Origin of the sequence: Planotetraspora phitsanulokensis, from assembly GCF_016863295.1 — a bacterium.
Lineage (GTDB): Bacteria > Actinomycetota > Actinomycetes > Streptosporangiales > Streptosporangiaceae > Planotetraspora > Planotetraspora phitsanulokensis.
The window spans coordinates 1-22,891 of sequence record NZ_BOOP01000053.1 but is presented as its reverse complement, the minus strand read 5'-3'; the positions used below and the strand labels follow the sequence as shown (position 1 = coordinate 22,891).

The window sequence follows — 22,891 nt, the reverse complement described above, 5'->3', positions numbered from 1 at the left end:
CCCTGGTCCGTCTTTGTACTTGCGCTCCCATCGGTCATCGCGGCGGACGGTGACAGTGCGGGTCACTGTCCACTGGTGCCGGCTCATCCAGACAGACGCGGCGATGCCGCCCGCCGCGTTCTGGACGAATGCCGGCGGTCATCGCAGCAGCGGAATGACCTCGGCGAACGTCCTCATGTGATCCTCCATGACGCTGATGTAGCTGATGCCGTACTCCTCGCGGTACCGCAGCAGGGTGTCGGCAATCTGCTGCGGCGAGCCGATCAGGACGCTGGGCAGTTCCGCCAGTGTCTCGGGCGGCACGCCCATGGCCGTGCTGAGCATCGACAGGTCGATGTCGGCCACCTTGGCGCCGACGCCGGCCACGAAGAGGTTCAGCTTGATGTCGGCGATCCGCTCGCCCGCCGCTTCCCGGACCCGCTGCACCCGGGAGGCCAGAGCCTCCTCCGGGGTGCCCGTGCCAAACCCGGCCACGATGGAGAAACTGATGATGTCGGCGGTACGGGCCGCCATCGACATCATGCGGTCGCCCGCACCGGCCAGCAAGATCGGCGGTCGCGGCGTGTCGGGCTGGGCAGCCAGCAGTTTCCGCAGTTCGGTGACCACCTCTTCGAGCCTGCGCAGCCGCGACCCCGGCGTGCCGAACGGCAGGCCCGCCGCCTCGAACTCCGCCGGCACGTAGCCGGCGCCCAGCCCCAGCTCCAGCCGGCCGTCAGTGAGCCGCCAGATGTCGGCCACATCCCGGGCGAGGTATGCGGGGTGCTGGATCCCGGCGTTGAGCACGTACGTTCCCAGCCCGATCCCGGGCACCTCGCCCGCCGCCACCAGCGACGGGAACGGCGCCGGCATGCCGAAATGGTCGCCCGCCTGCAGGACGTCGTACCCCAGATCCTTGACCTCCTGCACCCGGGCGATCCACTTCGAACGTGAGGATCCGGAACTGAGGAGAGCGGCTCCGAAGCGGAACGAAGGAGAGCTCATGACAACCTTTCGAGAAAGATGAAGGCACTACGTGGACACGCGTCCGACTGCCGGCTCCCTGCCAGGCCGCCCTTCGCCACAAGCCACGAACCGGCACCCGCCGCCGATGTGACGATGTCCCGGGCCACAGGCGATGGTTCGCCTGCCATGTACCGCCCTACCAGGCGAAATGCACTATTTGTGTGCGAATAGGTGAATTATCGGTACGGCGATAACGGTAGCACCGTTACTTCTCCGCCAGCCGGTCGAAGAGGCGGCAGCGATCGGTGTGAAGGGGGTTCGCCGCACCTTGCCCGTTCGTCCCGATGCTCCTATGGATGTCAAGCAGCCGGCTGGTGGCGCTCCTGGACTCGGCGGACGCGTTCATCGGGAGCCCTGGGATCTCAGGGCTCCCGCGTGAGCGACTGTGCGTGGCGTCAACGTGCGAACTTTTCGATGGCCGCTGGGGTGACGGGGGTGAAGAAGTTGACGAGGTTGCCGTCGGGGTCGCGGAACAGCAGCGACCGGTTGCCCCAGGGCATCGTGGTGGGCTCGTTGACGAAGTCGGTGACGAAGCCGGTCAGGTTCCGGTGAACGCGGTCCACGTCGTCGACGAGGAACTCGGTGATCACGCTGTGGTTGTCCGCCGGGCGGGCAGAGCCCGGGGCGAACAGCGGGACGGTGCGGGTGCCGGCGATCGCGAGGGTCGCGCCCGCGGTCTTGAGTTCGGCGAAGTCGTCGGTGGCCCACATCGCCTGCACCCCTGTGGCTCGCTCGTAGAACTCGACGAGGCGCGCGACGTTGCTGGTGATGATGCGGATCGAGACGAAGTCCATAGGGATCTCCTTGGCTGTACTGGAGGCGTGCACGTCGCAGGCTAGGAGAAATAGTGGACAGAATCGGTCCAGTATTCGCGTTAAGTTGTGCACATGCCTCGACCCACTGGCCGCGTGCTGACACTCCTGGAGCTGCTGCAGTCGGGCGGCACCCGGACCATGGCCGAACTCGCCGACCGGCTCGACGTCGAAGGGCGCACCGTGCGGCGGTATGTGGACCAGCTGATCGACCTCGATGTGCCCGTGGAATCGGTGCGCGGCCGCTACGGCGGGTACCGGCTCGCTCCCGGGTACCGCTTGCCTCCGCTCATGCTCAGCGACGATGAGGCGCTGGCCGTGCTGCTCGGCCTGGTCGCCGGCCGCCGAGCAGGGTTGACGACGACGCAGCACACGGCAAACGAGACGGCATCGGCCAAGATCCGGCGGGTGCTGCCCAAGCACATCGCCCGTCGGCTCGACACACTCCTGGAGGCTCTCGCCTTCACGGATCAGCCCGGCGAGTTCGACACCCCGGACTCTGAGGTCCTGCTCACCATCGCCGATGCGGTACGCCACCGCCGACCGGTCTCTATCCGCTACACCGACCGCAACGGACGGCGCAGCGAACGCACACTGCACGCGTACGGGATCGTCGCCCATTCGGGCCGGTGGTACGTCACGGGCAAGGACGCCCGGATCAGCGAGGACCGAACCTTCCGGCTCGAGCGCATCGCAGACGCGAGGACCCTGCCCGGCTCATTCGAAGCGCCCGTGGGTCCCGGTCCGGCACAACGCGTGTTGTCAGGGTTCGCCACGGCTGAGTACCAGCATGAGGTGACCTTGCGGATCCACGGGACAGTTGAGCAGATCCGCGCCCACCTTCCCGCCAGCATCGCGAGCCTGGCGGAGCACGAGCCCGCGACAGGCCAGGACCGGGCGGCCGAACGCTGGCTGCGCGTCGAGCTACGGGCGGCACGGCTCGACTGGCTGCCGCCGGTACTCGCCTCACTCGACCGGCCGTTCGTTATCGAGCGCCCCGATGAACTGCGCGACCTCGTCATCGCGCTCGCCGAACGCCTCGCGTCCTACGGCCGCCAAGCCTGACCTGAGAGCGAGGCACCAATGTCATGAGATGGCACAGCGCACAAGCAGGGCGCCCGCCCCTTCAGGCGAGAGCGGGGTGCGGAGCGTTCTGCCGTCGGCTGCTACTGCGGGGGGGCAGTTGGCCGGGCATGTGCTGGACAGGCACGGTCTTCTTCACGTTCCAGCCGATGAACGTGACAGGGATGGCAATGAGCAGCCAGAACCCGATCGGGAGGACTATCAGCCACGAGTGCACGAAGACCCACAGGAACAGGTGGATGAGGAGCGTGATCGGGTTAAAGCCGCGCTGCTTGACCGTCGTCATCTGCACAGGCGAGTAACCGAAGCCCTGCGGGTGAGCCGGCTGCTGCGGGTGGGGGACCGGCGTGAACCCCGCAGGGGAGGCGTACGGCTGCGGGTATTGGCCGGACGGGTACTGGCCCTGCGGCGGCTGGGGCCGGTGGACCTCGGGCGCCGGCTTGTCGCAGTGCTCCGCAGGCAGGATGTGAGCCCGAACATGGCGGGTAGTCGCGCAGAAAGGCCACTTCAGCGAGGTGAGGACCATGCCACGTGGGTCCAGTCCCAAGCGGGAACGGCAGTACGAGCACATCAAGGACAGTGCCAAGAAGCGCGGAGAGAGCGACAAGAGGGCCAAGGAGATCGCCGCCCGCACCGTGAACAAGGAACGCGCCCGTTCCGGTGAGTCCCGTACCGCGAGCCGCACGTCCACCAAAGACATGTCCTCTTCCCGCCGTGGCGGGCAGCGGTCGCACAGCGGAGCGGGAGGACGCACCAAGGAACAGCTCTACGCGGAAGCCAAGCGCCGCAACATCAAGGGCCGCTCGTCCATGAGCAAGTCGCAGCTGGAGAAGGCCCTCCACTGAGATCACCCGGCGTGCGGAGAGACCACCGGCTTGGTCGTCGGTTGCCGGTTCGGCAAACGGCCGAAGTAGTGCTGGCCGGCGTTCTGGCTTGCCTGACCAGAACGACCCTGGACGGTTCCGAGGTACCGCGTTCTGATGGGACTACCCCCGTTCGGGGGTATCCGCTCAGACGTAACGTGTGCATCCTCGCTCTACGAGCGATCCACCGAGGAGCCCCCCATGGACGCGACCAGTGCTTACCGGGCGAGCCGGGACCAACTCCTGTCGATGCGGGGTGACTACAGGCGGGCTGTGGCGGAGTTCCAGTGGCCGCAGCTCGGTGACCGCTTCAACTGGGCGGTCGACTGGTTCGACGCAATCGCGCGCGGCAACGACCGGCCGGCTCTGGTGATCGTAGAGGAGGACGGTTCGGCGATCGAGCGGAGCTTCGATGAGATGGCTCGGGCGTCGGATCGCCTGGCGTCGTGGCTGGCGTCGAACGGCGTGGTGAAGGGTGACCCGGTTCTCCTGATGCTGGGTAATCAGGTGGAACTGTGGGAGTCGATGCTGGCGATCATGAAGTTGGGGGCGGTCGTGCTGCCCACCACGACCGCCGTCACGGCGGCGGACGTGGCCGAGCGGATCGCCCGCAGTGGTGCGCGGCATCTGATCTGCAACGCGGCCGACACGGCGCGGCTGGGCGAGGTGCAGGGAGCGTTCACGCGGATCAGTGTCGGGCCGGCTGACGGCTGGGCCGATCTGCGGGAGGCGGCGACGCTGGAGTGGGCGCCGACAGAGCATCCGCGGACGTCGGCGGATGACCCGGTGTTGCTCTACTTCACCTCGGGGACGACATCTCGCCCGAAGCTGGTCGAGCACACCCAGGTGTCCTATCCGGTCGGGCATCTGCCGACCATGTACTTCCTGGGGATCCAGCCGGGCGACGTACACCTGAACATTTCATCTCCCGGATGGGCCAAACATGCGTGGTCATGCTTCTTCGCGCCGTGGATCGCCGAGGCAACCGTGTTCGTCTACAACTACAGCCGTTTCGACGCCGCCGCGCTGCTGACGCAGATCCGCGCGCGTGAGGTCAACTCGTTCTGCGCGCCGCCGACGGTGTGGCGGATGCTGGTCAAGGCGGAGTTGGGGGAGCGCCCTCCAGGGCTGCGTGAGGCGGTCGGCGCCGGGGAGCCGTTGAATCCCGAGGTGATCGAACAGGTCCGGCGTGCCTGGGGGCTGACGATCCGGGACGGGTTCGGGCAGACGGAGACGACCGCGCAGGTCGGCAACGTGCCCGGGACCGAGGTCAAGCTGGGCTCGATGGGTCGTCCGCTGCCGGGCGTTCCCGTGGTCCTGGTCGACGTCGGCACCCACAAGCCGTTGACCGGGTCGGGTGAGGGGGAGATCTGCCTGGAGTTGGCCCGCAGACCGCTGTCCCTGATGAAGGGATACCAGTCCGATCCGGAACGCATGGCCGAGGCGATGGCCGGCGGTTATTACCACACCGGCGATGTGGCCACGGTCGACGACGAGGGATACATCTTCTACGTCGGGCGCACCGATGACGTCTTCAAGGCGAGTGACTACAAGATCAGTCCGTTCGAGCTGGAATCGGTCCTGATCGAGCACCCCGCAGTCGCGGAGGCGGCCGTCGTTCCGGCGCCGGATCCGATTCGCCTGGCCGTACCCAAGGCCTACATCGCGCTGGCGCCGGGGCACGAGCCGACAAAGGAGACGGCACTGTCGATCTTCAAGCACGCTCGCAGGCGGTTGAACCCCTATCAGCGGGTACGCCGCATCGAGTTCTCCGAACTGCCCAAGACTCTGTCCGGCAAGATCCGCCGAGTTGAACTGCGTGGGCGCGAGAACGAGGCGCGGCCCGACGAGTGGCGCGACGACCAGTTCCGCTCAGAGTTGAGCTAGCAGGACGCGGGGCGCTGCGACCAGCGAGGCCCCCTACCAGGTCAGGTAGCGTCGATGACCAGCGCCGTGTCGATGCCGGGATTTGGTCCAGCGCACCCGGCCTACAGCGAGGTCCTCGGGACGGCTGTACCAGTCCGTGCCGGTGACCCGGGTCTCCCTGTTGAGCGCAGTGCTACTGACAGTAAATGCGCAGAGTTTTGTCAGTGGGCCAAGCTGCCAGCAACCCAAGCGTGAGATGTTTGCCGTGGTCAGGCGCATTATCGATCACGACGCAGAGCCGATGCGACAGAGAGCCCACTGCCGGCCAGCGGTCTCCCTCTCGGTGCCACCGACATAACCCTGCGCCTGCACTGTCAAAACCCTGCGCAACTACTGACAAACTCTGCGTTTGCCCTGGTAGGGCTACTAGGAGACCGCTGTCCCACCGAAACGCGTTTGTCTCGCAGTACCTCCGGGCGAGCCCTCGTTCGCCTAGATAGCAGTAGCCGGTGTCACTGGTCATGATTTCGCGCGTTGTGGTAGCGAGCTATGACCTCCGCTTGCAGACCTGGGTCAGGTCGAGTTGGGGGAAACGTGATCGGCTCCGGGGCGTTCGCAGAACTCTCGCAACTGGTCATTTGTTAGAGGCCCCTGTGCAAGTGCGAGGAATGCTCACCGTTGGCACGGTGCGTGATCGGGCTCACGGGCGGCCCGGTGGCTGGCGGATTTCGCGCAGTTCCATCGCGGGAGGTGGGAGAGAGCCAGGGCGCTGTGCCTGGAAAGCCTGGAAGAGATAGGCGAGCAGGCGCCGGGAGGCAGCGAGGGCGGTTTCTCGCGGTTGTCCGGCGAGGCCGCTGTTGGCCAGGAGTAGGAGGGTGATATCGGCGGGGTCGAAGTCGTCGCGCAGCTGTCCGGTCTCGCGGGCACGCTGGACCAGCCGCGCCAGACCCTCTTCGGCGCAGTCGCGTTCGTGATCGCGATCAAGGGCATCGGGGAACTGATCCAGGAATACGGGGGCGAAGCCGCGGTCGGTCACCTGTGTGGTGCACACCTTCTCCAGGAGTGCGTACAGGCCGTGCCCGGGATCAGGGTCCGTAAGGGCCTCGTCGAAGGCTGCCGCGCACAGGGCGAGTTGCTCGGCAAAGGCAGCGGTGGCAAGCGCAGTGCGGGTGGGGAAGCGGCGGTAGAGGGTGGCCACGCCGACGCCGGCGCGGCGGGCGACGGCGCTTATAGGGGCGTCAATGCCCTGGGCCGCGAACACCTCGCGCGCAGCTTCAAGGATGCGTTCCCGGTTACGCCGGGCATCGGCGCGCAGGCCCGCCGGGTCTGCATCGCCGGGCACATCGCCGACGTGCCCGGACGGCTTGTGAGATGGCTGAGCAGGCAATGTCTCTCACTTCAAGCTAAACGGACGATGTCATCCACTTACCGGTTTAGCGTGAGCGTACCAGCGGGCGCACACAGCGCCTCCGCAGCTCCGAAACGCGACACAGGACGAGATGATGAGCGACATGCGCGCAGCCCTCTTCGACCGATACGGCCCCCCGGAGGTCCTCTACGTGGGCGAGCGGCCGACGCCTACCCCCACGCCCGACGAGGTGCTGGTGCGGGTGCACGTCGCCAGCGTCAACGGTGGCGAGCTGCTCGATCGGGCCGGGAAAATGCGTCTGGTAACCGGCCATACTTTCCCCAAGACGAGCGGAATCGACTTCGCCGGGGAGGTCGCCGAAGTCGGTTCGTCGGTCACCGGAGTACGTGAAGGGGACCGGGTGTGGGGGCTGCTGGGGCGCAAGACGGGCAGCATGGCCGAGTACGTCGCCGTACGCCCCCGCCAGATCGCCCCCGCTCCGGAGAACCTCACCCCGGTGCAGGCCATCTCACTGCTCGCCGGCGGGGCCACGGCGGTGACCGCCCTGCGCGAGAAGGCCGTCATCAAACCCGGTGAGCGACTCCTAGTGCGCGGGGGCAGCGGAGGCGTGGGCAGCGTCGCGGTGCAGATTGGCAAGCTCTTCGGTGCCCACGTCGTCGCTCTCGCGGGCGCGAAAAACCTCGACTTCGTCCGAGGCCTGGGCACCGACGAAGCACTCGACTACCGTACGACTCGCCTCTCCGAGCTGGGCCGTTTCGACGTCATCGTCGACACCGCCGGCACGCAGCAGTCCCGCTTCCGCCGCCTGCTGGCACCCGGCGGGCGCATGGTCGCCGTCACCCCCGACTTCAACAGGCTTCTCCCCAGCCTCGCCACCATCCTCGCCTCGACCGTCCACGGGAGCAGACGCATACGCGTCTTCAGCGGCAACCCCGAAACCGAGCTGCTGACCGAGATCACCCGTTACGCGGAGCACGGCGACATCGTCCCCGTCGTGGACACCGTCCACCCTCTCGACCGGATAGCCGACGCCCACCGGGCCCTGGAAGCCGGTGGCGTCCGCGGCAAGCACATCATCCAGATCACGTGAGGGGGCCGCGGCCCCCAACTTCTCGTCGTCGTCATCGTCGAGGTCGACGCCGTCCGGGTCGCGCAGCGGGCGCAGGCCCTCGACGGACTGGGAGGCCGTGAAGCTGTAGCGGCCCAGGACGTTGAGGTTACAGTGCTTGAGCGGGGACAGCCGGGCGACGTCCTCGTCCTTGATCTCGTGGCCTTGCGCGCGGAGCCGGGCGACGGCGGCGTCGATGTACCGCGTCGTCCACAGCACCACGGCGTTCAGCACCAGGCCGAGCGATCCGAGCTGGTCCTCCATGCCGTCCCGGTATGCCTGGTGGATGGTGCCCTTCTTACCGTGGCAGATGTCGCGGGCGAGCTTGTGGCGGGACTGTCGGTGGCCACCATCTCCGGCTTCACCCCGCCGCCGAGGTTCAGCAGGGCGTCCAGGATCTGCAGGGAGTCGCGCGGGGTGCCGGTCACGACATCTGCCCGATGCCCGCGACCTGGTCGTTCACCGCATTCAGCCAGGTGATGCTCCGCGAACCCGAAGTACTTCAGCAATTTGGCGAACGCTGCGCCAAGGACGACGGCTCTCGGTGCCGTCAGCCGACAGGCCGTCCCCGGTGGCCTCGCCCGGGGATCCTCCACGCAGAGCCGGCCTGTTTGAGCGCTTGCAAGGATGGAAGATGATCTTGATTAGCGCGGAATCGACAACCCGGCGCCCTGCCTCGCGGCTGCTCAGCGAGTTTCGTCGGTGGCCCAAGCAGCCGGATCGGCACGTTGCGCCGCCGAGCCCTGCCGCAGTCCGGCGAGCAGGAGCGTGATCATGCGGCGGGTGTAGTCGATATGGGACGGGCCGGGCGTGCACAGGTGTGCGACCGCGCGGAGGAGATCCATCGCGCTCGCCCCGTCCCCCATTTCCCCGGCGGCTCGGGCGGCCTGCACCAACTCGTCAAGTGCCGGCTCCAGCCGCTCCAGCAGTTGCGCACCGAGTCCGGCGAAGGTCGCCTCGCCGGAGTGCAGCGCCGCTGCGAGACCGTGTTTGGTGAGGACGAACGCGCAGTAGCGGTCGAGCCACAAGGTGAGGGCACACATCGGCGGGTGCGCCGCGGCGAGCTCCCGGGCCGTTTCGAAGCACTCGTCGACATCGTGCTGCAGCACCGCGAGTACCAGATCGGCCCGCCTGGGGACCCGGTACGCGTGGCCGTGATCCAACGAATGAGCTGGGCGTTCCTGCGCGACACCCTCACGTCCGACACCTCGGCCTGGCCGACGGCGACGTCCGCGTTCGCACGCCTCGACGCCATCGGCCGCCTGGAGAGCAAATGACCACCACACCCGTTCCCGACTGGTTCACGAAAGCGCTGGACGCGCTACGGCGCGAAGCCACGGCCGCCTTCGTCTCGATGTACACGGGCGACGCGATCCACGAGGCTCCGCTCGCACCCGAGGGACGCCCCGTCAGCACGAGCATCTTCCTCTCAGAGCCACTGACATAACTCTGCGCAGTTACTGACATAACTATGCGCCCGTGCTGTCAAAACCCTGCGCGAACACTGACAAAACTCTGCGTTTGTAGTGGTAGCCCTGCTAGGGCACCGAAGCTCGTGTGTCTTGCAGCCCCTCCGGGCGAGCCGTCAAATGGACAGGCCTTTCGTCAGGACGTGAGGTCGAGGACGAACCGGTACTTGACGTCGCCCGCGGCCAGCCGGTCCAGTGCTGTGTTGACCTCGGCGACGGGCAGTACCTCGACGGTCGCGGTCACGTCGTGGGCGGCGCAGAAGTCGAGCATCTCCCGGGTGTCGGTGATGCCGCCGCTGCCCGCGCCCGCCAGCCGCTTGCGTCCGAACCGCAGGGTCTGAGGTGTGAAGGACAGCTCCGGCACGATGCCGAGCGTGCACAGGGTCCGGTCGTAGCGGAGTGCCGTCAGGTAGGGCGAGAGATCGTGCACGCGGGGCACAGTGTCGAGGATGAAGTCGAACCGCCCGCGCTGTCCGGCCATGGCCTCGGCATCGGTCGACACCACCACGTCGTGGGCACCGAGTTCCAGCATGTCCTTCGCCTTGTCGGGTGAGGTGGTGAAGCCCACGACCTCGGCGCCGAGCGCCTTGGCCAGCTTCACCGCGACGTGCCCGAGCCCGCCGAGGCCGATGATGCCGACCGTCTGCCCCGGGCCGACCTCCCACCGCCTGAGCGGCACCCAGGTGGTGATCCCCGCGCACATCAGCGGCGCGGTTCCGGCCGGGTCGAGCCCCTCGGGACGCCGGTACACGAACGCCTGGTCGGCAACGTACTCGTCGCTGAACCCGCCCTGGGTCAGGGACCCGTCGCGCCGGTCGCGCCCCCCGTAGGTCAGGGTCGGGAACTCCGCGCAGAACTCCTGATCACCGTTGCGGCAGGCCTCGCACACCCCGCACGAATCGACGATGTTCCCCACACAGACCGGATCACCGACCCGGAAGCCGGTGACCGCAGTGCCGACGGCCACCACCTCACCCGCGATCTCGTGGCCCGGCACCAGCGGAAAGATGTCCGGCCGCTCGTGGCCCGGTTCGGGCCGCACGTGCTCCAGGTCGGTGAAGCACACCCCCACGTGTGTCACCCGCAGCGCGACGTCGGTGGGTCGCAGCTCACGGCGCTCGAAGCGCCAGGGTGCCAACGCCGACCCGGGTGCCTGGGCGGCCCAGCCGTTGACCGTTCGCATGGTGGATCTCCTCTCGTTCACAACGCCCCCATGCTGTCGCCGGACCTCGGCGCCCCACCATCGGTGGCCGATGACTGGGAATCGCAGGGCCACCCTCGTACAGGACGGCCAAACGTAGCCTGAAGCCATGGACAACGCCGCTTTCGCCGAATTCCTCCGGGCTCGCCGCGCCCAGGTCCGTCCCGCAGACGTGGGCCTCGACGACGCCGGCAGCGACGCCCGCCGCCGCGTGGCAGGGCTGCGGCGCGAGGAACTGGCCCTCCTGGCCGGAGTGAGCGCGGACTACTACGTGCGCCTGGAGCAAGGACGCGGCCACCGCCCCTCGGAGAGCGTCCTGGAGTCGCTGGCCCGGGCGCTGCGGCTGGACGAGGAGCTGACGAAGCACCTGTACGCCCTGGCCCGCCCGGCACCGACCGCCACGCGCACCCGGGAACGGGTGTCGGACACCGTGCAGGAACTGCTGGACGCCTGGACGACGACACCGGCCACGGTGACCAGCCGCCGGATGAACGTCGTCGGATCGAACGCCCTGGCGTGCGAGCTGGCCCCCTGCTACGTGCCCGGGACGAACCTGCTGCGTGCGGTGTTCCTGGACCCCGGGACACGGGAGACACATGTGGACTGGAACGCGGCGGCGTCGGACGCGGTCGCCAACTTCCGGGCCCGGATCGGAACCGAGCGGGACGACCCCGAGCTGACGGAACTCATCGGCGAACTGTCGCTGCACAGCCAGGAGTTCCGGGAACTGTGGGCCCGCCACGACGTCCACACCACCACAGCGGGCGCGAAGAGCTTCCGACACCCGGAGCTGGGCGTGATCAGCCTCCGCTTCCACGCGATGCCGGTAGAGGACGGCCAGGTGCTCACCGTCCTCCACGCCCGGCCCGGCTCCCCGGACGAGCAGTCCCTGGCCCTGCTCGCCACGATGACCGCGACCCGACGCCACAGTCACTGATGCCGTCGTTGGGCCAGTCGGCGGAGGGCGACGCTTCGGCCGTGGACCGTGGGAAGCGAAGCAGGCCGACCGGTCCGGAGAACGGTCGGCCTGTCCACCGTTCGCGGTGCTCCGCTACCGCGCAAGGACGAACGCTGCGCAGGAACCCCAGCCAGTCGGCGTCGTCCTCGCGGCTGGTGATGTCCAGGCCGAGGATCTCCCGGTTGCCGTTGGCGTTGACCGCGGTGGCGATCAGGGCGTGCACGTTGACGATCCGCCCGCCCTCGCGGACCTTCTGCGCGAGCGCGTCCAGCCACACGAACGAGTACGGCCGGCCCGCTCCCGACTGTGCGCCGATCAGCTGTGGCGAGCGTATGGGAGGGCTGCCCGGGTCCGCGTCGGGCGATTGCCCGACATGGGCACGTAAGGGCGGTTAGGCGGCGGCTTCCCGCGACGGGCTGCGCTCGACGTCGGAGCCGGTTGCCCCGCCGTACGTGGTGATCTTGTAGTCGACGGCCGCCAGCGACAACGTCAGCTCGCGCAGCCGCCGCACGATCGTGTCGCGGTGCTCGACCAGCATGGCCATCCGCTCGGGCACCGTGCGCTCGCCCGCGTCGACCAGCTCGATGTAGTGCTGCAGCTCGCGCATGGACATCCCGGATAGCCGCATCCGGGTCAGGAACACCAGCCGCCGCACCGCGTCGGCGTCGTAGACCCGGTGACCCTGGCTGTCCCTGGCCACGGTGACCAGCCCGGCCCGCTCGTAGTAGCGCAGCGTATGCGCCGGGAGGGCGAGCCGGTCGGCGACCTCGGCGATCGTCATCGACGAGGGCACCTCGGCCAGGTCGGTGAGGTCGTGGATCGCCTCCACCGTGGGCTGGGCGTCGCCGAGCGCTTCGAGGACCTTGGTCATCAGGTCGTCAGTGGCCATGACCGCCAGCCTAGACGGGCCGGACCGAGGCGGGCGCGTCGGCGAAGTCGGCGTCCTGGGCGACCTCGGCCCAGCGGGCGGTCTCGGCCAGGCCGCGCCGGTAGACGCCGGAGATGCGCTCGACCGCCTCGCGCCCGAGCGGCAGCCGCAGCGGCACCTCCTCGCCGTGCACGAGCGAGACGATGATCTCGGCCGCCCGCACCGGGTCGCCTTCCTGGCGGCCGTCGGTGCCGGCCATGTCGGCGCGCACGGCGGCGAGCACCTGGCGGTAGGTCTCCGACGGCTCGGCGAACTCCAGCACGTCGGCGCCGTTGAACCCGGTGCGGAACCGGCTCGGCTCGACGATCATCACCCGGACACCGAACGGTGCGACCTCTCCGGCCAGCGCCTCCGACCAGCCTTCCAGGGCGAACTTCGACGCCGAGTAGGCCGACACGCCGGGGAAGGACATACGCCCGCCCTGGCTGCTCATCTGCACGATGGTGCCGGAGCCGCGGGTGCGCATGCCGGGCAGCACCGCCCGCACGAGGGCGGCGGGGCCGAACAGGTGCAGGTCCATCAGCTCGCGCAACTGCTCGTCGCCGACCTCCTCGACCGCTCCGACCACGGCCCGTCCCGCGTTGTTGACCAGCACGTCGACCTGGCCGAACCGGTCGATCGCGGCCTGCACGAGGGCGGACGCCGCAGCGACGTCGCGGGCGTCGAAGGGGGCGGCCAGGAAGGCGCCGGGGTGCGCGTCCGCCAGGTCGGCGACACTGCCGGGGGTGCGCACCGCGGCCACGACGTTGTCGCCCGCCGCGAGGGCGGCCTCGGCCAGTGCGCGCCCGAGTCCGCGGGATGCGCCGGTGATGATCCATGTCTGTGTCGTCATGGATGTGACGCTAGGACTTTGAGCGCGCTCTAACGCAAATCAGCGGGTGATCCTCACTCCGATCACGGTGAAGCGATCGACGTCGGCGACGTGCCCGCCGGTCGAGGCGACGATCCGCGCCTGAAGGCGCCGGCCATCCGGATCAGGGAGTGGCACGCACGGCGAGAGGCGATCCGTCCACGAACCAGGAATCGCCCGGCTCCTACGGGCATCGATCGCCGACCTCTCATCTCCGTCGCTAGATCGACTCACCACGCTCGCCGCTCCATCGACATCACCCACAGCGACCGACCGATCCCAGGCGGGCCGACAGCGTAGCCATCACTCGAGCCAGCCGAAGAACACGGCGAACAGGTGAGCACGCCCTTCTGCGCCGGCATCCGCATCGGATCATCGAATGGCGGTAACTCCGCTCGCCCTGCCTCGCTAACGCCACTGTCCGATTGGTTGCTGCTCAAGGGCCGAATCGGCCACGCTCGCGCGGCTTCATCAGATCCAGCGCCTGGCCGTCGCCGATGGCGGCCACCTGGTGAATTACCCGCACAATTAGCTAGGTTGCCCTCACCCTCGTCCGATTCTCACAGGGGAGTGGCAGCCATGCGGCAACAGAACAAGACCTTCCAGGCGATCGAGGTCGGCGACGGCGGCGACGGGCGGTGGGCCGCCTACGCCCGGGCCCTGTGGCAGGAGATGGAGGGCCTGCTGACCGCGGAGGGCAGGACTCCGGAGGGCGCGGATCGTGTTCGGGCGCTGTTCCGTGCGCACATGCCGGAACTGGTCCCGGTTCTGGACCGCCTGGCCGGCCAACTCGACCGGCCCGAGGCGGAAGTCTTCCTCACCCACGCGGCACTGCGGCCGTTCTCCCCGGCCTGCACCCAGATCGGCAGGAACGGCACTCTGCTGCGCAACTATGACCTACAGCCCGATCAGTGCGAGGGGACCATCGTCTCCTCCTGCTTCCTGCGCCCCGTGATCGGGATGCAGGACATGCTGTGGGGCTTGCAGGATGGGATGAACGACGCCGGTCTCGCGGTCTCGCTCACCTGGGGCGGACGTTCCGTCTACGGACGCGGCTTCGCCATTCTCATCCTCGTGCGCTACCTGCTGGAGACGTGCGACACCGTCGATGAGGCGGTCGACAGGCTGCGGTCCCTGCCGGTCGCCGTCCCCCAGAACCTCACCCTTGTCGATCCCAAGAAGGCGATGACGGTGTTCGTGGGACCGGATATGCCACCGACGGTGGCACCGGACGCCTGCGCCGCCAATCACCAGCACCTTCCGGTGACCGACGAGCAGGAGCGGACCTTGCGGACGCAGGAGCGGCTGCGAGCCATCCGCGCCGCGGGCGTGGACGTGGCGGCGATGCTGAAGCCGCCGCTGTATCGATCCGTCGACGAGCAGGGGACGGTAACGCTCTACACCGCCCGCTACCGGCCCGTCGAGGGCCGTGTGACGTACTACTGGCCCGGTGAGTCCTGGCAACAGTCCTTCGGTGACTTCGCACCCGGATCCCGCACCGTGACCTTGGGCCGGGCCAGCTGAGAGGCTTTCCGGACTCCTGCTCACCCCTGCACGAAGATCTTGCAAGAACGTGATTTCACCCGCCGCCGGCAGGTGTCAAGGCGGTGCGCGATCTGGGCGGGTTCGCGTGTCCAGTGCGGGCGGTGGTGTTGAGCGCAGTGCTACTGACAGTAAATGCGCAGAGTTTTGTCAGTGGGCCAAGCTGCCGGCAACTAGCCGTGAGATGTTTTCCTGATCAGACGCATTGTCGATCACGACGCAGAGCCCATGACAACGGAGAGCTCACTGCGGCCAGCGTCAGCACGAGCACCTCCCCGCTCAGAGCCACTGACATAACTCTGCGCAGTTACTGACATAAGTCTGCGCCCGCGCTGACAAAACCCTGCGCGACTACTGACATAACTCTGCGTTTGTACTGGTAGAGCTGCGAGGAGGCCGGTGTCGTGCCCAAGTCGTGCTCGCTGCTCTGCGCCTCGTAGACCCCAGCCCTTGAGGCCAGCACGCCCTTTGCCTGCGCAGCCGCGTCGGCTCCTCACGCTCCGACTCGCCCAGCTCCTCGCCGGAGCCGGTGTCCTGCTCCCGGGTCAGCGGTCGAACCTGCGTCTGGTCTCTCCCACGCCCGACCCTTTTAGGTCAGGTCTCCCACGGCGCGAGGGGAGAGCCGATTTCCCTGGCGAGAGCGATCAGTTGCCCGAGGATCACGTTGGGATCAATCCCTTTGGCGTCCACCGCGTCGCAAGTCGGTGTGCCGAGCGTGGGTTTCTCGACGGCACGGGGGTTGTCGGGCTTCTCCCCGGCGGGGACTCACCGTCGTTCCGCGATCTGGCCGTCAACGGCCGCCGAGCCCGCCCGAAGAGCGAGTACCCGGATCTCGGTCACGCCGCGCCGGCAGTGGGTGCTCCGTCGCGGTAGGCGGCGATCGCGGTCCGGACGAACGAGCGGATCAGCGGATTCGTGTCGCCCTTGTTCCACGCCACCACCACACAGCTCGGCGGCATGTCGATCAGCGGCACCACGGCGAGCCCGTCCGCCTGCTCATGGTCCAGGAGAGTCATGCCGACCGTGCCGTTCCAGAGAACGGCTTGCCGGCACTCCTGGACGGCCCGCACCACCGGCCCCTCCCGGGGCGCCCCGCCGTTCCAGTACGACTGCCAGACGGGGTCAGTGCCCACCGGGAACAGGAACCAGCGGCGGTCGGCCAGATCGGCCAGCTTCACGCTGTCCCGCCCGGCAAGCGGATCGTCCGCGCGCACCAGCGCGCCCACCGGGTCGGCGCGCAACTCCCGCACGGTCAGGCCGGTCTCGTCGAACGGCCCGCGGGTCAGGGCGACGTCGACCAGTCCGGCGTGCAGCCCGCAGGTGGGATCGGTCAGGTCGGTCTCGCGGATGCGGACCTCGACCTGCGGGTGCCGGCGGCGGTAGGCGTCGGCCAGCCGGGTCGCACCCGGGTCGGCGGTGTCCCCCAGGAAACCCACCGTGATGACCGCGGTGCCGGCCGCCGCGGCCACGCGTACGCGCAACCGGTCGGCCTGGTAGAGCAGGGCCCGCGCCTCGTCTAGCAGCACGGCCCCCACCGGAGTGAGCGCGACTCCGGCGGGCGAGCGGTCGAACAGCGGGGCACCGACCTCGGTCTCCAACTGCTTGATCGCCCGGCTCAGCGGCGGCTGACTCATGTGCAGCCGGGCGGCGGCCCGGCCGAAGTGAAGTTCGTCGGCGACCGCCACGAAATAGCGCAGCGTGCGTAGCTCCATGGTGCGACGATACCCGTGCGGTATCGGCGGCACAGAACAGATCTTGGACAGGCGTGGTGCACTGACAGTGAGATCGAGACATGACCGACCAACCGAAGACCAGTGAGCCGACCGCCGACCCCGCCGTATCGGTGGTCAGCCCGGGCGACGGCGAAACGATCGTCCTGGGCACCACGCGACTGCGTATCCTCGAAGACGGCAGCAACACCGGGCACCGCCTCGGAATTGCCGAATCCGTCCTCGCACCGCACACGCCTGGACCGCCGCAGCACCGCCACGCCCAGCACGACGAGGGCTTCTACATCATCTCCGGCGCGGTGCGGTTCACGGTCGGCGACAAGGACTACGACGCGACGGCGGGCACGCTCGTGATGGTCCCGCCCGGCGCCCCGCACACCTTCGCCAACGTGACCGACGAACCGGCCGTCATGCTCAGCACGTTCACGCCCGATCTCTACGTGCAGTACTTCCGCGACCTGGAGGACATGATCGCCGGTGGCCGGGCGATGACCCCGCAGGCGAACATCCAGGCGATGCGCCGCTACGCCACCGAGCCCGCCACCGACTTCGCCCGGAAGGCGGAGGCGTGACGCTGCCCGTCTTCTCCGGGCCGCCTACGCACGGCACCCGCGGATGGGCACCGTGAACGTCGCGTATTGGATCGTCGCCGGCCTGCTCGCTCTCTTCTACCTCTACGCGGGCGGGGTGAAGGTGGGCCGGAGTCGTGAACGGCTCCGGCCGATGATGGCCTGGGTGGACGACATGCCGAGCCCGGCCGTCAGGGCCATCGGCGTGATCGAGGTACTCGGCGCGATCGGGTTGCTCCTCCCGCCGCTGACCCGCATCGCCTCCTGGCTGGCCCTGGCCGCGGCCATCGGCTTCGTGGTCCTCCAGGTCGGCGCGACCACCCTGCACCTGAGCCGCGGGGACCGCCGGATCGCCCTCAACATCACCCTCCTCCTCGCCGCGGCCCTCACTGTCTGGCTGGCGACGACATGGCTGTGAACAGGTGGAGGACAACGAAAACGACCGCATCGCCGAACGGGTGGCCAGCGATGAGGCGCGTCAAGCCAACGTCGCTGCCGCGAGCAATACGCGCGTCGAGCACGGAGATTGAGGTTCCCCGAGGGGACGCCCCCTGACAATGGATCTTGTTCCATAGAGGGGAGCCTTCGGGTGGCACGACCATCGAAGTTCGGCGATGAGTTCAAGCAAGACGCGGTGAGACTGGTTCGTACGACAGGTCGAACCTGTGCCGATATGGCGCGGGAGTTCGGGATGGGTCGCGTCCTCGGAGCGGTGCAAAAGGCTCGACGAGGTAGTGCCGTGGGTTGATCTTAAGCGGCCACCGTCGCGGGCGCCGAGTCGGTAGCCGGCGTGGCCGCTGGGTTGGACAAAGAGGGCGACCGATGCCGCGCCGGCCATGTCCAGCTGTGCATCGCCCGAAACGGCGGGCCCTGTCCCGCCGTTTCGGGCCCACGTGAACCCCTGCGGCCGGTTCGAACTGGACACGAACTCCCACCTCGAACTGGCCGCCGCGGCGGCGGCCAGTTCGAGGCCCCGTAGTGCACCCGTGCACCCACTGCCCAGCCGGTGAGCGGGACGGCAGGCTCGGTCTGAAGACCCGGCGGAGCGTCAGAAGCTCACGAGGGTGCTGATCGGCTTGGGGCCGCCGCCATCACCTACATAGGGCGGGTGTGGACGCCGGTGCCGCCGGAGACGATCAGATTGTCGCCCGTTATGTAGCTGGCGCCATCGGATGCGAGGAAGGCGACAGCTTCGGCGATGTCGGCAGGGGCTCCGACGCGGCCGAGGGGAACGCTTTCACCCCAGGAGGCGATCGTGTCCGGGGAGATACCCATCTTGCTGTACGCGGGGGTGTTGACCATGCCGGGGCTTACCGCGTTGACGCGGATGCGGCGGGGGGCGAGTTCGATGGCCAGGGAGCGCACGAGAGGCAGCAGAGCTCCCTTGGAAGCGGTCATGGCGGCGCCGAGTCCCTCGCCGGCGCCGACGGTGAACACCACGGACGCGCCTTCATTCAGTAGGGGGAGCGCCTTTTGCAGTGTGAAGAAGTTGCCCTTGACGTTGATGTCGAACAGGGCGTCGAAGGCGGCCTCGTCGGTGGACTCGATCAAAAGGCCGGGACGAGGCAGGCCCGCGTTGAGGTGGAGCAGGTCGAGGGAGCCCAGGTGCTCACGCGCCTGGTCCACGGCCCGGTCGATGTCGGTCAGGGAGCTGATGTCGGCCTCGACGGCGATGACGTCGGCGGGAAGGCCGGCGTCATCGAGGTCGCCGAGGCCGGTGACCATGACGCGATAGCCGCGCGAGTGGAGCAGTTCCGCGGCGGCCTTGCCGATCCCGCTGGTTCCGCCGGTGATGAGTGCTGTCTTTGTTGCCACGGTTGTTCTCCTTGCTGATTTGCGCGGGGGACGCCTCCAGCCCTGTCGCCATAGGCAGAGAGGAACTGCGAGGCACAGCGCCGTGCAGGCGCCCGGTCTCACTTCATGGCAGCGTACGCCCATCTGGCAGTGCCTGCCAAACTTGTTGTGAGTGCCAGGTTGGCAGGCTGCGCTAAGCTGATGACGTGACACAGGGAACACAAGGCAAGGGGGCGACTACGTCCACACTGTGGGATCGCACGCGGCGGCTGGCCACCCAAGAGATCCTCCAAACCGCGTTGCGCCTGTTCACGCAGCAGGGGTACGACGAGACGACCATCGCGCAGATCGCCCGGGAGGCTGGCGTCTCCCAGCGCACCCTCTTCCGTTACTTCGGCACCAAGGAAGACCTCATCGGCGGCAGCGAGGAGCAGTTCGTCACCCTTCTGACGGAAACCGTCCGCAAGCAGCCCGCCGATGCCGGCGCGTGGGAGGCGTTGCGTGCCGCATTCAAGGCCGCGCTCTCCCTCCATACAAGTCCCGAGCAGGCGCTGGAGCGCTTCCGCTTGGTGCACCACACCGACTCGCTGCGCGCCGCCTATCTTGGGAAGCGCGTGCGCTGCCAGGAGCAGCTACTGCCAGTGCTCGAAGCCAGGCTGGCCCCCTCGGGGATGGACAGAGGGCAAGCCCGTGCCATCGTCGCGACAGCGTTCGCGTGCTTCGATGCCGCCACTGCGACGTGGCTCGAGGGCAACGGGCAGGGCGACATTCTTGACCTGTACGACCAGGGTCTGGCTGCGGTACGCGGCTAGCGTTCTCACAAACGGTCCTTTGCCCGTCCCTGCCCCTGAACGACGGCAAGGTATGCGGCGCGGACGCAGACCAGCCCGACACCTTCGACGCGCTCGAAGCCATACTGGACCGCGGCGCCACGGCGCTTGTGGCCAACTGCGACCGATCGGGCATCGACGGTCCGCCGGTGCCGTCTTCTCGGACTTCCTGCGCGTCCGGTATCCCGGCGGTGCTGCGCGTGTGGGGCGCTTGGGCGATCGTGGCCGGACTGGTCCAGCTGATCGTGGGTGCAACTCGCCGATCTGGTCACAGCGTTGACCGGCGTCAAGGCGCCGGAGTGGAAAGACCGCTTCCGCCTCACCAACTTCTGTGCGCGGGAGAGCCGTGGCCGGTGGCGGTGGCGTTTGAACGGGGTGCGGATGGTGCCGCCGGCCCCTTGGTATCCCTTGTCGGCGAACGTCTTCACGTTGCTGCTGGTGAGTGCGTCGATGAGGCCGACCGTTCGGGCGGCGGTCAGGTCGTGCGTTCTCCCTGGCAGGGCCTGCGAGGCCCAGACGAGCCGGCCGGCGGGGTCAGCTGAGATCAGCCAGGCGGACGAGGGTACAGTTCGACAGCGGAATCGCGGCAGGGTAAGACAGCAACGAGGCTCCCGGTTGGGGCATCGGATCTTGGTCGACTGCTGTCTTACCGGGGCCTCCCCTCACCCCGTATCTGGCCTAACCCCATCACCGTGACCAGCATGATCACGATGGAAAAGGCTCACTTGGAAGTGGCCGCCGGAGTGACGGCGACGATCTCGCGTCACTCCGGCGGGGGCATGGGCGTTGGCGGACACCGAGGTCACCCTGCGGGGGACCGATCGTGGGTCAGCCGACGAGCTGCTGCCGCAGTGCGTCGACGTCCATCATGTACCACATGACCTTGAATCGGCCGTCCACGACCTCGTAAAACGCGGTCTCGGCGACGGAGATGCTCGCTCCGTTGGGGGCCAGACCGTTCCACTCCGCCACCGGCGTTCCGGTGTCGAGCGCGCGAGCAGCGATGTGACCGCCCTCCACGAGAAGTTCCTGGACCTCCCAGTGGATGTCCGGGACGGCATCGGTGTGCTTGCGGAACTCGGTGATGATGGCTTCACGGGCAACTGGAGTGCCGCCCAGGATGACCTCGTCGTGAAGGAGCTCGCGCATCCCGTCGAAGTCACGCGTGTTCGCCATCTCCACGTACCGCCCGTAGAACTCGCGCAGCTCCTCTGCAGACATGCCTGTACTCATCGTCAATCTCTCCACTCTGTTGGTAGCCACACCCGTGGTGACGGGTTGATCCGGCCGGCCCCAGAACGGGGCCGCGATCCGATACTTACCTCTCCGCACACCAGGCAAAATGGACCTGCCGAGCCTCGTACTGGCAGGGCGACCCTGTGCCTGCCGCGCGGACCTAGAGTGAGGTGGTGGTTTCAGATTCGAACGAGCTCGCGTGCAGCCTGCGCCTCTGGCGCGGCCGCGTGTCACCCGCCGAGGTAGGCCTTCCGGAGGGCGGCCGGCGCCGCGTGCTCGGCCTGCGCCGGCAGGAGGTCGCCCAGCTTTCCGGGTTGTCGGTCGAATACCTCGCCCGCTTGGAGCAGGGCCGCGCGATCCACCCGTCGCCGTCGGTGCTCATGTCGCTCGCCCGGGTGCTGCGGCTTTCTGACCAGGAGCGCGCACATCTCTTCCGCGTCGCGGATCAGGCCGAGCCGGCCCACGGGAGCATCAAGCGTCACATCACGCCGAGCGTGCAGCGGATCCTGGACCGCCTGACCGACCTGCCCGTCCAGGTCGTCGACGCCTCGTGGCAGTGCATCACGTCCAACCCGCTCGCGTATGCCCTGGCCGGCGACACGTCGGCACTGCCGATGCGTGAGCGGAACCTCGCATGGACCGTCTTCACCGGCGCTCCAACACGCTATATCCGCACCGAGGCCGAGGAGCGCCTGCTCCGCCTGGAACTGGTCTCCGATCTGCGCGAGGCTCGAAGCCGCTATCCGAAGGACAAGCTGCTCGGCGACCTCATCGACGATCTGCTGGAAGTCAGCACAGACTTCGCCGACCTGTGGGAGCAGCGCCTGGCCGCCCCCCAGCCCGGCTTGAGCAGTCGGACGTTCCTGCACCCCGAGATCGGACCGATCACAATGGACAGCGACTTCCTCACTGTACGTGACACCGACCTCCGGTTGATCGTCTACACCAGCGCGCAGGACAGCGAGGCGGCCGGGCAGCTCGACCTGCTGGCGACGATCGGCCTGCAGCCGTTCAGCTGACCGGGTTGGGTGATCAGGTTCTGTCGTCTGCGCTGCGCGAGGTTCAGGTTCAGTGTTCGTTCGTAACAAGGATGATCAGCACCTGGACTGGATCCCTCGGCAACGCCAGATCGTCCCCCTGATGACCAGTGAGCCTTTTCCATCGTGATCATGCTGGTCACGGTGATGGGAGTGAGGCCAGATACGGGGTGAGGGGAGGCCCCGGTAAGACAGCAGTCGACTAGGATCCGATGCCCCGACTGGGAGCCTCGTTGCTGTCTTACCCTGCCGCGATTCCGCTGTCGAACCGCACGCTCGTCCGCCTGGCTGATCTCATCCGCGCTCAGCGTGCCCAACATCGATGCCGGTGGCGGCGCCTGGATCCGGGCCGGCAAGCGCTGCTGGTGCTGGCTCACCTGCGCAACGGGGATACCTACGCCCGCCTGGCCGCTGGGTTCGGCATCGGCACCACGACAGCCTGGCGCTATGTGCGGGAGTCGGTCGACCTCCTGGCAGCCCTCGCTGACGACTTACACGCTGCCGCCGTTCGAGCTTCTCGACTGGCCTACGCCATCCTCGACGGCACGCTGATCCCAATCGATCGCGTCGCCGAGCAGAAGCCGTATTACTCCGGCAAGCACAAACGCCACGGTATGAACATTCAGGTCGTGGCTGACCCCGCT

Annotated in this window: 23 protein-coding genes and 3 pseudogenes; 12 read left to right on the top strand and 14 right to left on the bottom strand. The window is 67.9% G+C overall.

Features of this window, described 5'->3' with window-relative positions:
• Positions 1–138 precede the first annotated feature (138 nt).
• Both Pph01_RS40440 and Pph01_RS40435 read right to left on the bottom strand, forming a co-directional pair.
• A complete protein-coding gene (locus Pph01_RS40440) occupies positions 139–981 on the bottom strand; it encodes a TIGR03621 family F420-dependent LLM class oxidoreductase (protein ID WP_204078565.1) in 843 nt (280 codons plus the stop codon).
• A 416-nt stretch (positions 982–1,397) separates the two neighbouring features.
• Positions 1,398–1,796, bottom strand: coding sequence for a VOC family protein (locus Pph01_RS40435; protein WP_204078564.1), 399 nt, complete (start codon positions 1,794–1,796; stop codon positions 1,398–1,400).
• 93 nt (positions 1,797–1,889) lie between these two features.
• Between Pph01_RS40435 and Pph01_RS40430 the strand changes: the two genes are divergently transcribed.
• Positions 1,890–2,879 carry a helix-turn-helix transcriptional regulator gene (locus Pph01_RS40430; protein WP_204078563.1) on the top strand — a complete coding sequence of 330 codons (990 nt, stop codon included), beginning with the start codon at positions 1,890–1,892 and terminating at the stop codon, positions 2,877–2,879.
• A gap of 61 nt (positions 2,880–2,940) precedes the next feature.
• On the opposite strand, the gene Pph01_RS40425 is transcribed toward Pph01_RS40430, so the two are convergent.
• Entirely contained in the window at positions 2,941–3,423 is a 483-nt protein-coding gene (locus Pph01_RS40425; RefSeq protein ID WP_204078562.1) for a hypothetical protein, read from the bottom strand.
• Here Pph01_RS40425 and Pph01_RS40420 point away from each other — a divergent pair.
• Entirely contained in the window at positions 3,422–3,742 is a 321-nt protein-coding gene (locus Pph01_RS40420; protein ID WP_204078561.1) for a plasmid stabilization protein, read from the top strand. The two genes, Pph01_RS40425 and Pph01_RS40420, sit on opposite strands and share 2 nt — an antisense overlap.
• A 219-nt stretch (positions 3,743–3,961) precedes the next feature.
• Entirely contained in the window at positions 3,962–5,647 is a 1,686-nt protein-coding gene (locus Pph01_RS40415) for an AMP-binding protein (RefSeq protein ID WP_204078560.1), read from the top strand.
• Between the two features lie 679 nt (positions 5,648–6,326).
• On the opposite strand, the gene Pph01_RS40410 is transcribed toward Pph01_RS40415, so the two are convergent.
• Positions 6,327–7,013 (bottom strand): TetR/AcrR family transcriptional regulator, encoded by a 687-nt coding sequence (locus Pph01_RS40410; protein ID WP_204078559.1) that lies wholly within the window; start codon positions 7,011–7,013, stop codon positions 6,327–6,329.
• Positions 7,014–7,137: 124 nt separating this feature from the next.
• Here Pph01_RS40410 and Pph01_RS40405 point away from each other — a divergent pair, with 124 nt between their 5' ends.
• The gene (locus tag Pph01_RS40405; protein ID WP_204078558.1) at positions 7,138–8,085 is read left to right on the top strand and encodes an NAD(P)-dependent alcohol dehydrogenase; all 948 of its coding nucleotides are present in this window, start codon (positions 7,138–7,140) and stop codon (positions 8,083–8,085) included.
• A 54-nt stretch (positions 8,086–8,139) separates the two neighbouring features.
• Here the strand turns inward: Pph01_RS40405 and Pph01_RS43150 are convergent.
• Positions 8,140–8,445, bottom strand: a pseudogene (locus Pph01_RS43150) (Tn3 family transposase); the annotation flags it as partial.
• A 344-nt stretch (positions 8,446–8,789) separates the two neighbouring features.
• Entirely contained in the window at positions 8,790–9,212 is a 423-nt protein-coding gene (locus tag Pph01_RS40395; RefSeq protein WP_204078557.1) for an SbtR family transcriptional regulator, read from the bottom strand.
• A 164-nt stretch (positions 9,213–9,376) separates the two neighbouring features.
• Here Pph01_RS40395 and Pph01_RS40390 point away from each other — a divergent pair, with 164 nt between their 5' ends.
• Positions 9,377–9,550 carry a hypothetical protein gene (locus tag Pph01_RS40390; protein ID WP_204078556.1) on the top strand — a complete coding sequence of 58 codons (174 nt, stop codon included), beginning with the start codon at positions 9,377–9,379 and terminating at the stop codon, positions 9,548–9,550.
• A gap of 158 nt (positions 9,551–9,708) precedes the next feature.
• Here the strand turns inward: Pph01_RS40390 and Pph01_RS40385 are convergent, their stop codons facing one another.
• Positions 9,709–10,755: an NAD(P)-dependent alcohol dehydrogenase gene (locus tag Pph01_RS40385; RefSeq protein ID WP_204078555.1), complete on the bottom strand. Its 1,047-nt coding sequence runs from the start codon at positions 10,753–10,755 to the stop codon at positions 9,709–9,711.
• Positions 10,756–10,882: 127 nt separating this feature from the next.
• Between Pph01_RS40385 and Pph01_RS40380 the strand changes: the two genes are divergently transcribed.
• Positions 10,883–11,710, top strand: a complete 828-nt coding sequence (locus Pph01_RS40380; protein ID WP_204078554.1) for a helix-turn-helix transcriptional regulator — start codon at positions 10,883–10,885, stop codon at positions 11,708–11,710.
• Between the two features lie 130 nt (positions 11,711–11,840).
• On the opposite strand, the pseudogene Pph01_RS43145 reads toward Pph01_RS40380, so the two are convergent.
• From Pph01_RS43145 to Pph01_RS40365, 3 genes and pseudogenes are all read right to left on the bottom strand, one after another.
• A pseudogene (locus Pph01_RS43145) lies at positions 11,841–12,020 on the bottom strand (transposase); the annotation flags it as partial.
• A gap of 102 nt (positions 12,021–12,122) precedes the next feature.
• Entirely contained in the window at positions 12,123–12,620 is a 498-nt protein-coding gene (locus tag Pph01_RS40370) for a MerR family transcriptional regulator (protein WP_204078552.1), read from the bottom strand.
• A gap of 10 nt (positions 12,621–12,630) precedes the next feature.
• Positions 12,631–13,491, bottom strand: coding sequence for an SDR family NAD(P)-dependent oxidoreductase (locus tag Pph01_RS40365; protein WP_204078551.1), 861 nt, complete (start codon positions 13,489–13,491; stop codon positions 12,631–12,633).
• Between the two features lie 597 nt (positions 13,492–14,088).
• Between Pph01_RS40365 and Pph01_RS40360 the strand changes: the two genes are divergently transcribed.
• Positions 14,089–15,033 carry a C45 family autoproteolytic acyltransferase/hydrolase gene (locus tag Pph01_RS40360; RefSeq protein WP_204078550.1) on the top strand — a complete coding sequence of 315 codons (945 nt, stop codon included), beginning with the start codon at positions 14,089–14,091 and terminating at the stop codon, positions 15,031–15,033.
• An 854-nt stretch (positions 15,034–15,887) separates the two neighbouring features.
• Here the strand turns inward: Pph01_RS40360 and Pph01_RS40355 are convergent.
• Complete coding sequence (locus tag Pph01_RS40355; RefSeq protein WP_204078549.1) at positions 15,888–16,763, bottom strand: LysR family transcriptional regulator; 876 nt, start codon at positions 16,761–16,763, stop codon at positions 15,888–15,890.
• 80 nt (positions 16,764–16,843) lie between these two features.
• Here Pph01_RS40355 and Pph01_RS40350 point away from each other — a divergent pair, with 80 nt between their 5' ends.
• Complete coding sequence (locus tag Pph01_RS40350; protein ID WP_204078548.1) at positions 16,844–17,353, top strand: cupin domain-containing protein; 510 nt, start codon at positions 16,844–16,846, stop codon at positions 17,351–17,353.
• 52 nt (positions 17,354–17,405) lie between these two features.
• Positions 17,406–17,768 (top strand): DoxX family protein, encoded by a 363-nt coding sequence (locus Pph01_RS40345; RefSeq protein WP_204078547.1) that lies wholly within the window; start codon positions 17,406–17,408, stop codon positions 17,766–17,768.
• A 677-nt stretch (positions 17,769–18,445) separates the two neighbouring features.
• On the opposite strand, the gene Pph01_RS40340 is transcribed toward Pph01_RS40345, so the two are convergent.
• Entirely contained in the window at positions 18,446–19,165 is a 720-nt protein-coding gene (locus Pph01_RS40340; RefSeq protein ID WP_204078546.1) for an SDR family NAD(P)-dependent oxidoreductase, read from the bottom strand.
• Positions 19,166–19,350: 185 nt separating this feature from the next.
• Between Pph01_RS40340 and Pph01_RS40335 the strand changes: the two genes are divergently transcribed.
• A complete protein-coding gene (locus Pph01_RS40335) occupies positions 19,351–19,956 on the top strand; it encodes a TetR/AcrR family transcriptional regulator (protein ID WP_204078545.1) in 606 nt (201 codons plus the stop codon).
• A gap of 332 nt (positions 19,957–20,288) precedes the next feature.
• On the opposite strand, the pseudogene Pph01_RS40330 reads toward Pph01_RS40335, so the two are convergent.
• Together Pph01_RS40330 and Pph01_RS40325 are read right to left on the bottom strand one after the other, a co-directional pair.
• Positions 20,289–20,519, bottom strand: a pseudogene (locus Pph01_RS40330) (transposase family protein); the annotation flags it as partial.
• Positions 20,520–20,802: 283 nt separating this feature from the next.
• Positions 20,803–21,195, bottom strand: coding sequence for an ester cyclase (locus Pph01_RS40325; protein WP_203887760.1), 393 nt, complete (start codon positions 21,193–21,195; stop codon positions 20,803–20,805).
• Between the two features lie 188 nt (positions 21,196–21,383).
• Here Pph01_RS40325 and Pph01_RS40320 point away from each other — a divergent pair, with 188 nt between their 5' ends.
• Entirely contained in the window at positions 21,384–22,229 is an 846-nt protein-coding gene (locus tag Pph01_RS40320) for a helix-turn-helix transcriptional regulator (RefSeq protein WP_204078544.1), read from the top strand.
• A gap of 251 nt (positions 22,230–22,480) precedes the next feature.
• A partial coding sequence (locus tag Pph01_RS40315; RefSeq protein ID WP_204078543.1) for a transposase family protein occupies positions 22,481–22,891 on the top strand: 411 nt, incomplete at its 3' end.

Coding starts and splice junctions, on each gene's coding strand:
- Pph01_RS40440 (WP_204078565.1), bottom strand. CDS start 981: ATGAGCTCTCCTTCGTTCCGCTTCGGAGCCGCTCTCCTCAGTTCCGGA.
- Pph01_RS40435 (WP_204078564.1), bottom strand. CDS start 1,796: ATGGACTTCGTCTCGATCCGCATCATCACCAGCAACGTCGCGCGCCTC.
- Pph01_RS40430 (WP_204078563.1), top strand. CDS start 1,890: ATGCCTCGACCCACTGGCCGCGTGCTGACACTCCTGGAGCTGCTGCAG.
- Pph01_RS40420 (WP_204078561.1), top strand. CDS start 3,422: ATGCCACGTGGGTCCAGTCCCAAGCGGGAACGGCAGTACGAGCACATC.
- Pph01_RS40425 (WP_204078562.1), bottom strand. CDS start 3,423: ATGGTCCTCACCTCGCTGAAGTGGCCTTTCTGCGCGACTACCCGCCAT.
- Pph01_RS40415 (WP_204078560.1), top strand. CDS start 3,962: ATGGACGCGACCAGTGCTTACCGGGCGAGCCGGGACCAACTCCTGTCG.
- Pph01_RS40405 (WP_204078558.1), top strand. CDS start 7,138: ATGCGCGCAGCCCTCTTCGACCGATACGGCCCCCCGGAGGTCCTCTAC.
- Pph01_RS40390 (WP_204078556.1), top strand. CDS start 9,377: ATGACCACCACACCCGTTCCCGACTGGTTCACGAAAGCGCTGGACGCG.
- Pph01_RS40385 (WP_204078555.1), bottom strand. CDS start 10,755: ATGCGAACGGTCAACGGCTGGGCCGCCCAGGCACCCGGGTCGGCGTTG.
- Pph01_RS40380 (WP_204078554.1), top strand. CDS start 10,883: ATGGACAACGCCGCTTTCGCCGAATTCCTCCGGGCTCGCCGCGCCCAG.
- Pph01_RS40370 (WP_204078552.1), bottom strand. CDS start 12,620: ATGGCCACTGACGACCTGATGACCAAGGTCCTCGAAGCGCTCGGCGAC.
- Pph01_RS40365 (WP_204078551.1), bottom strand. CDS start 13,491: ATGACGACACAGACATGGATCATCACCGGCGCATCCCGCGGACTCGGG.
- Pph01_RS40360 (WP_204078550.1), top strand. CDS start 14,089: ATGCGGCAACAGAACAAGACCTTCCAGGCGATCGAGGTCGGCGACGGC.
- Pph01_RS40355 (WP_204078549.1), bottom strand. CDS start 16,763: ATGGAGCTACGCACGCTGCGCTATTTCGTGGCGGTCGCCGACGAACTT.
- Pph01_RS40350 (WP_204078548.1), top strand. CDS start 16,844: ATGACCGACCAACCGAAGACCAGTGAGCCGACCGCCGACCCCGCCGTA.
- Pph01_RS40325 (WP_203887760.1), bottom strand. CDS start 21,195: ATGTCTGCAGAGGAGCTGCGCGAGTTCTACGGGCGGTACGTGGAGATG.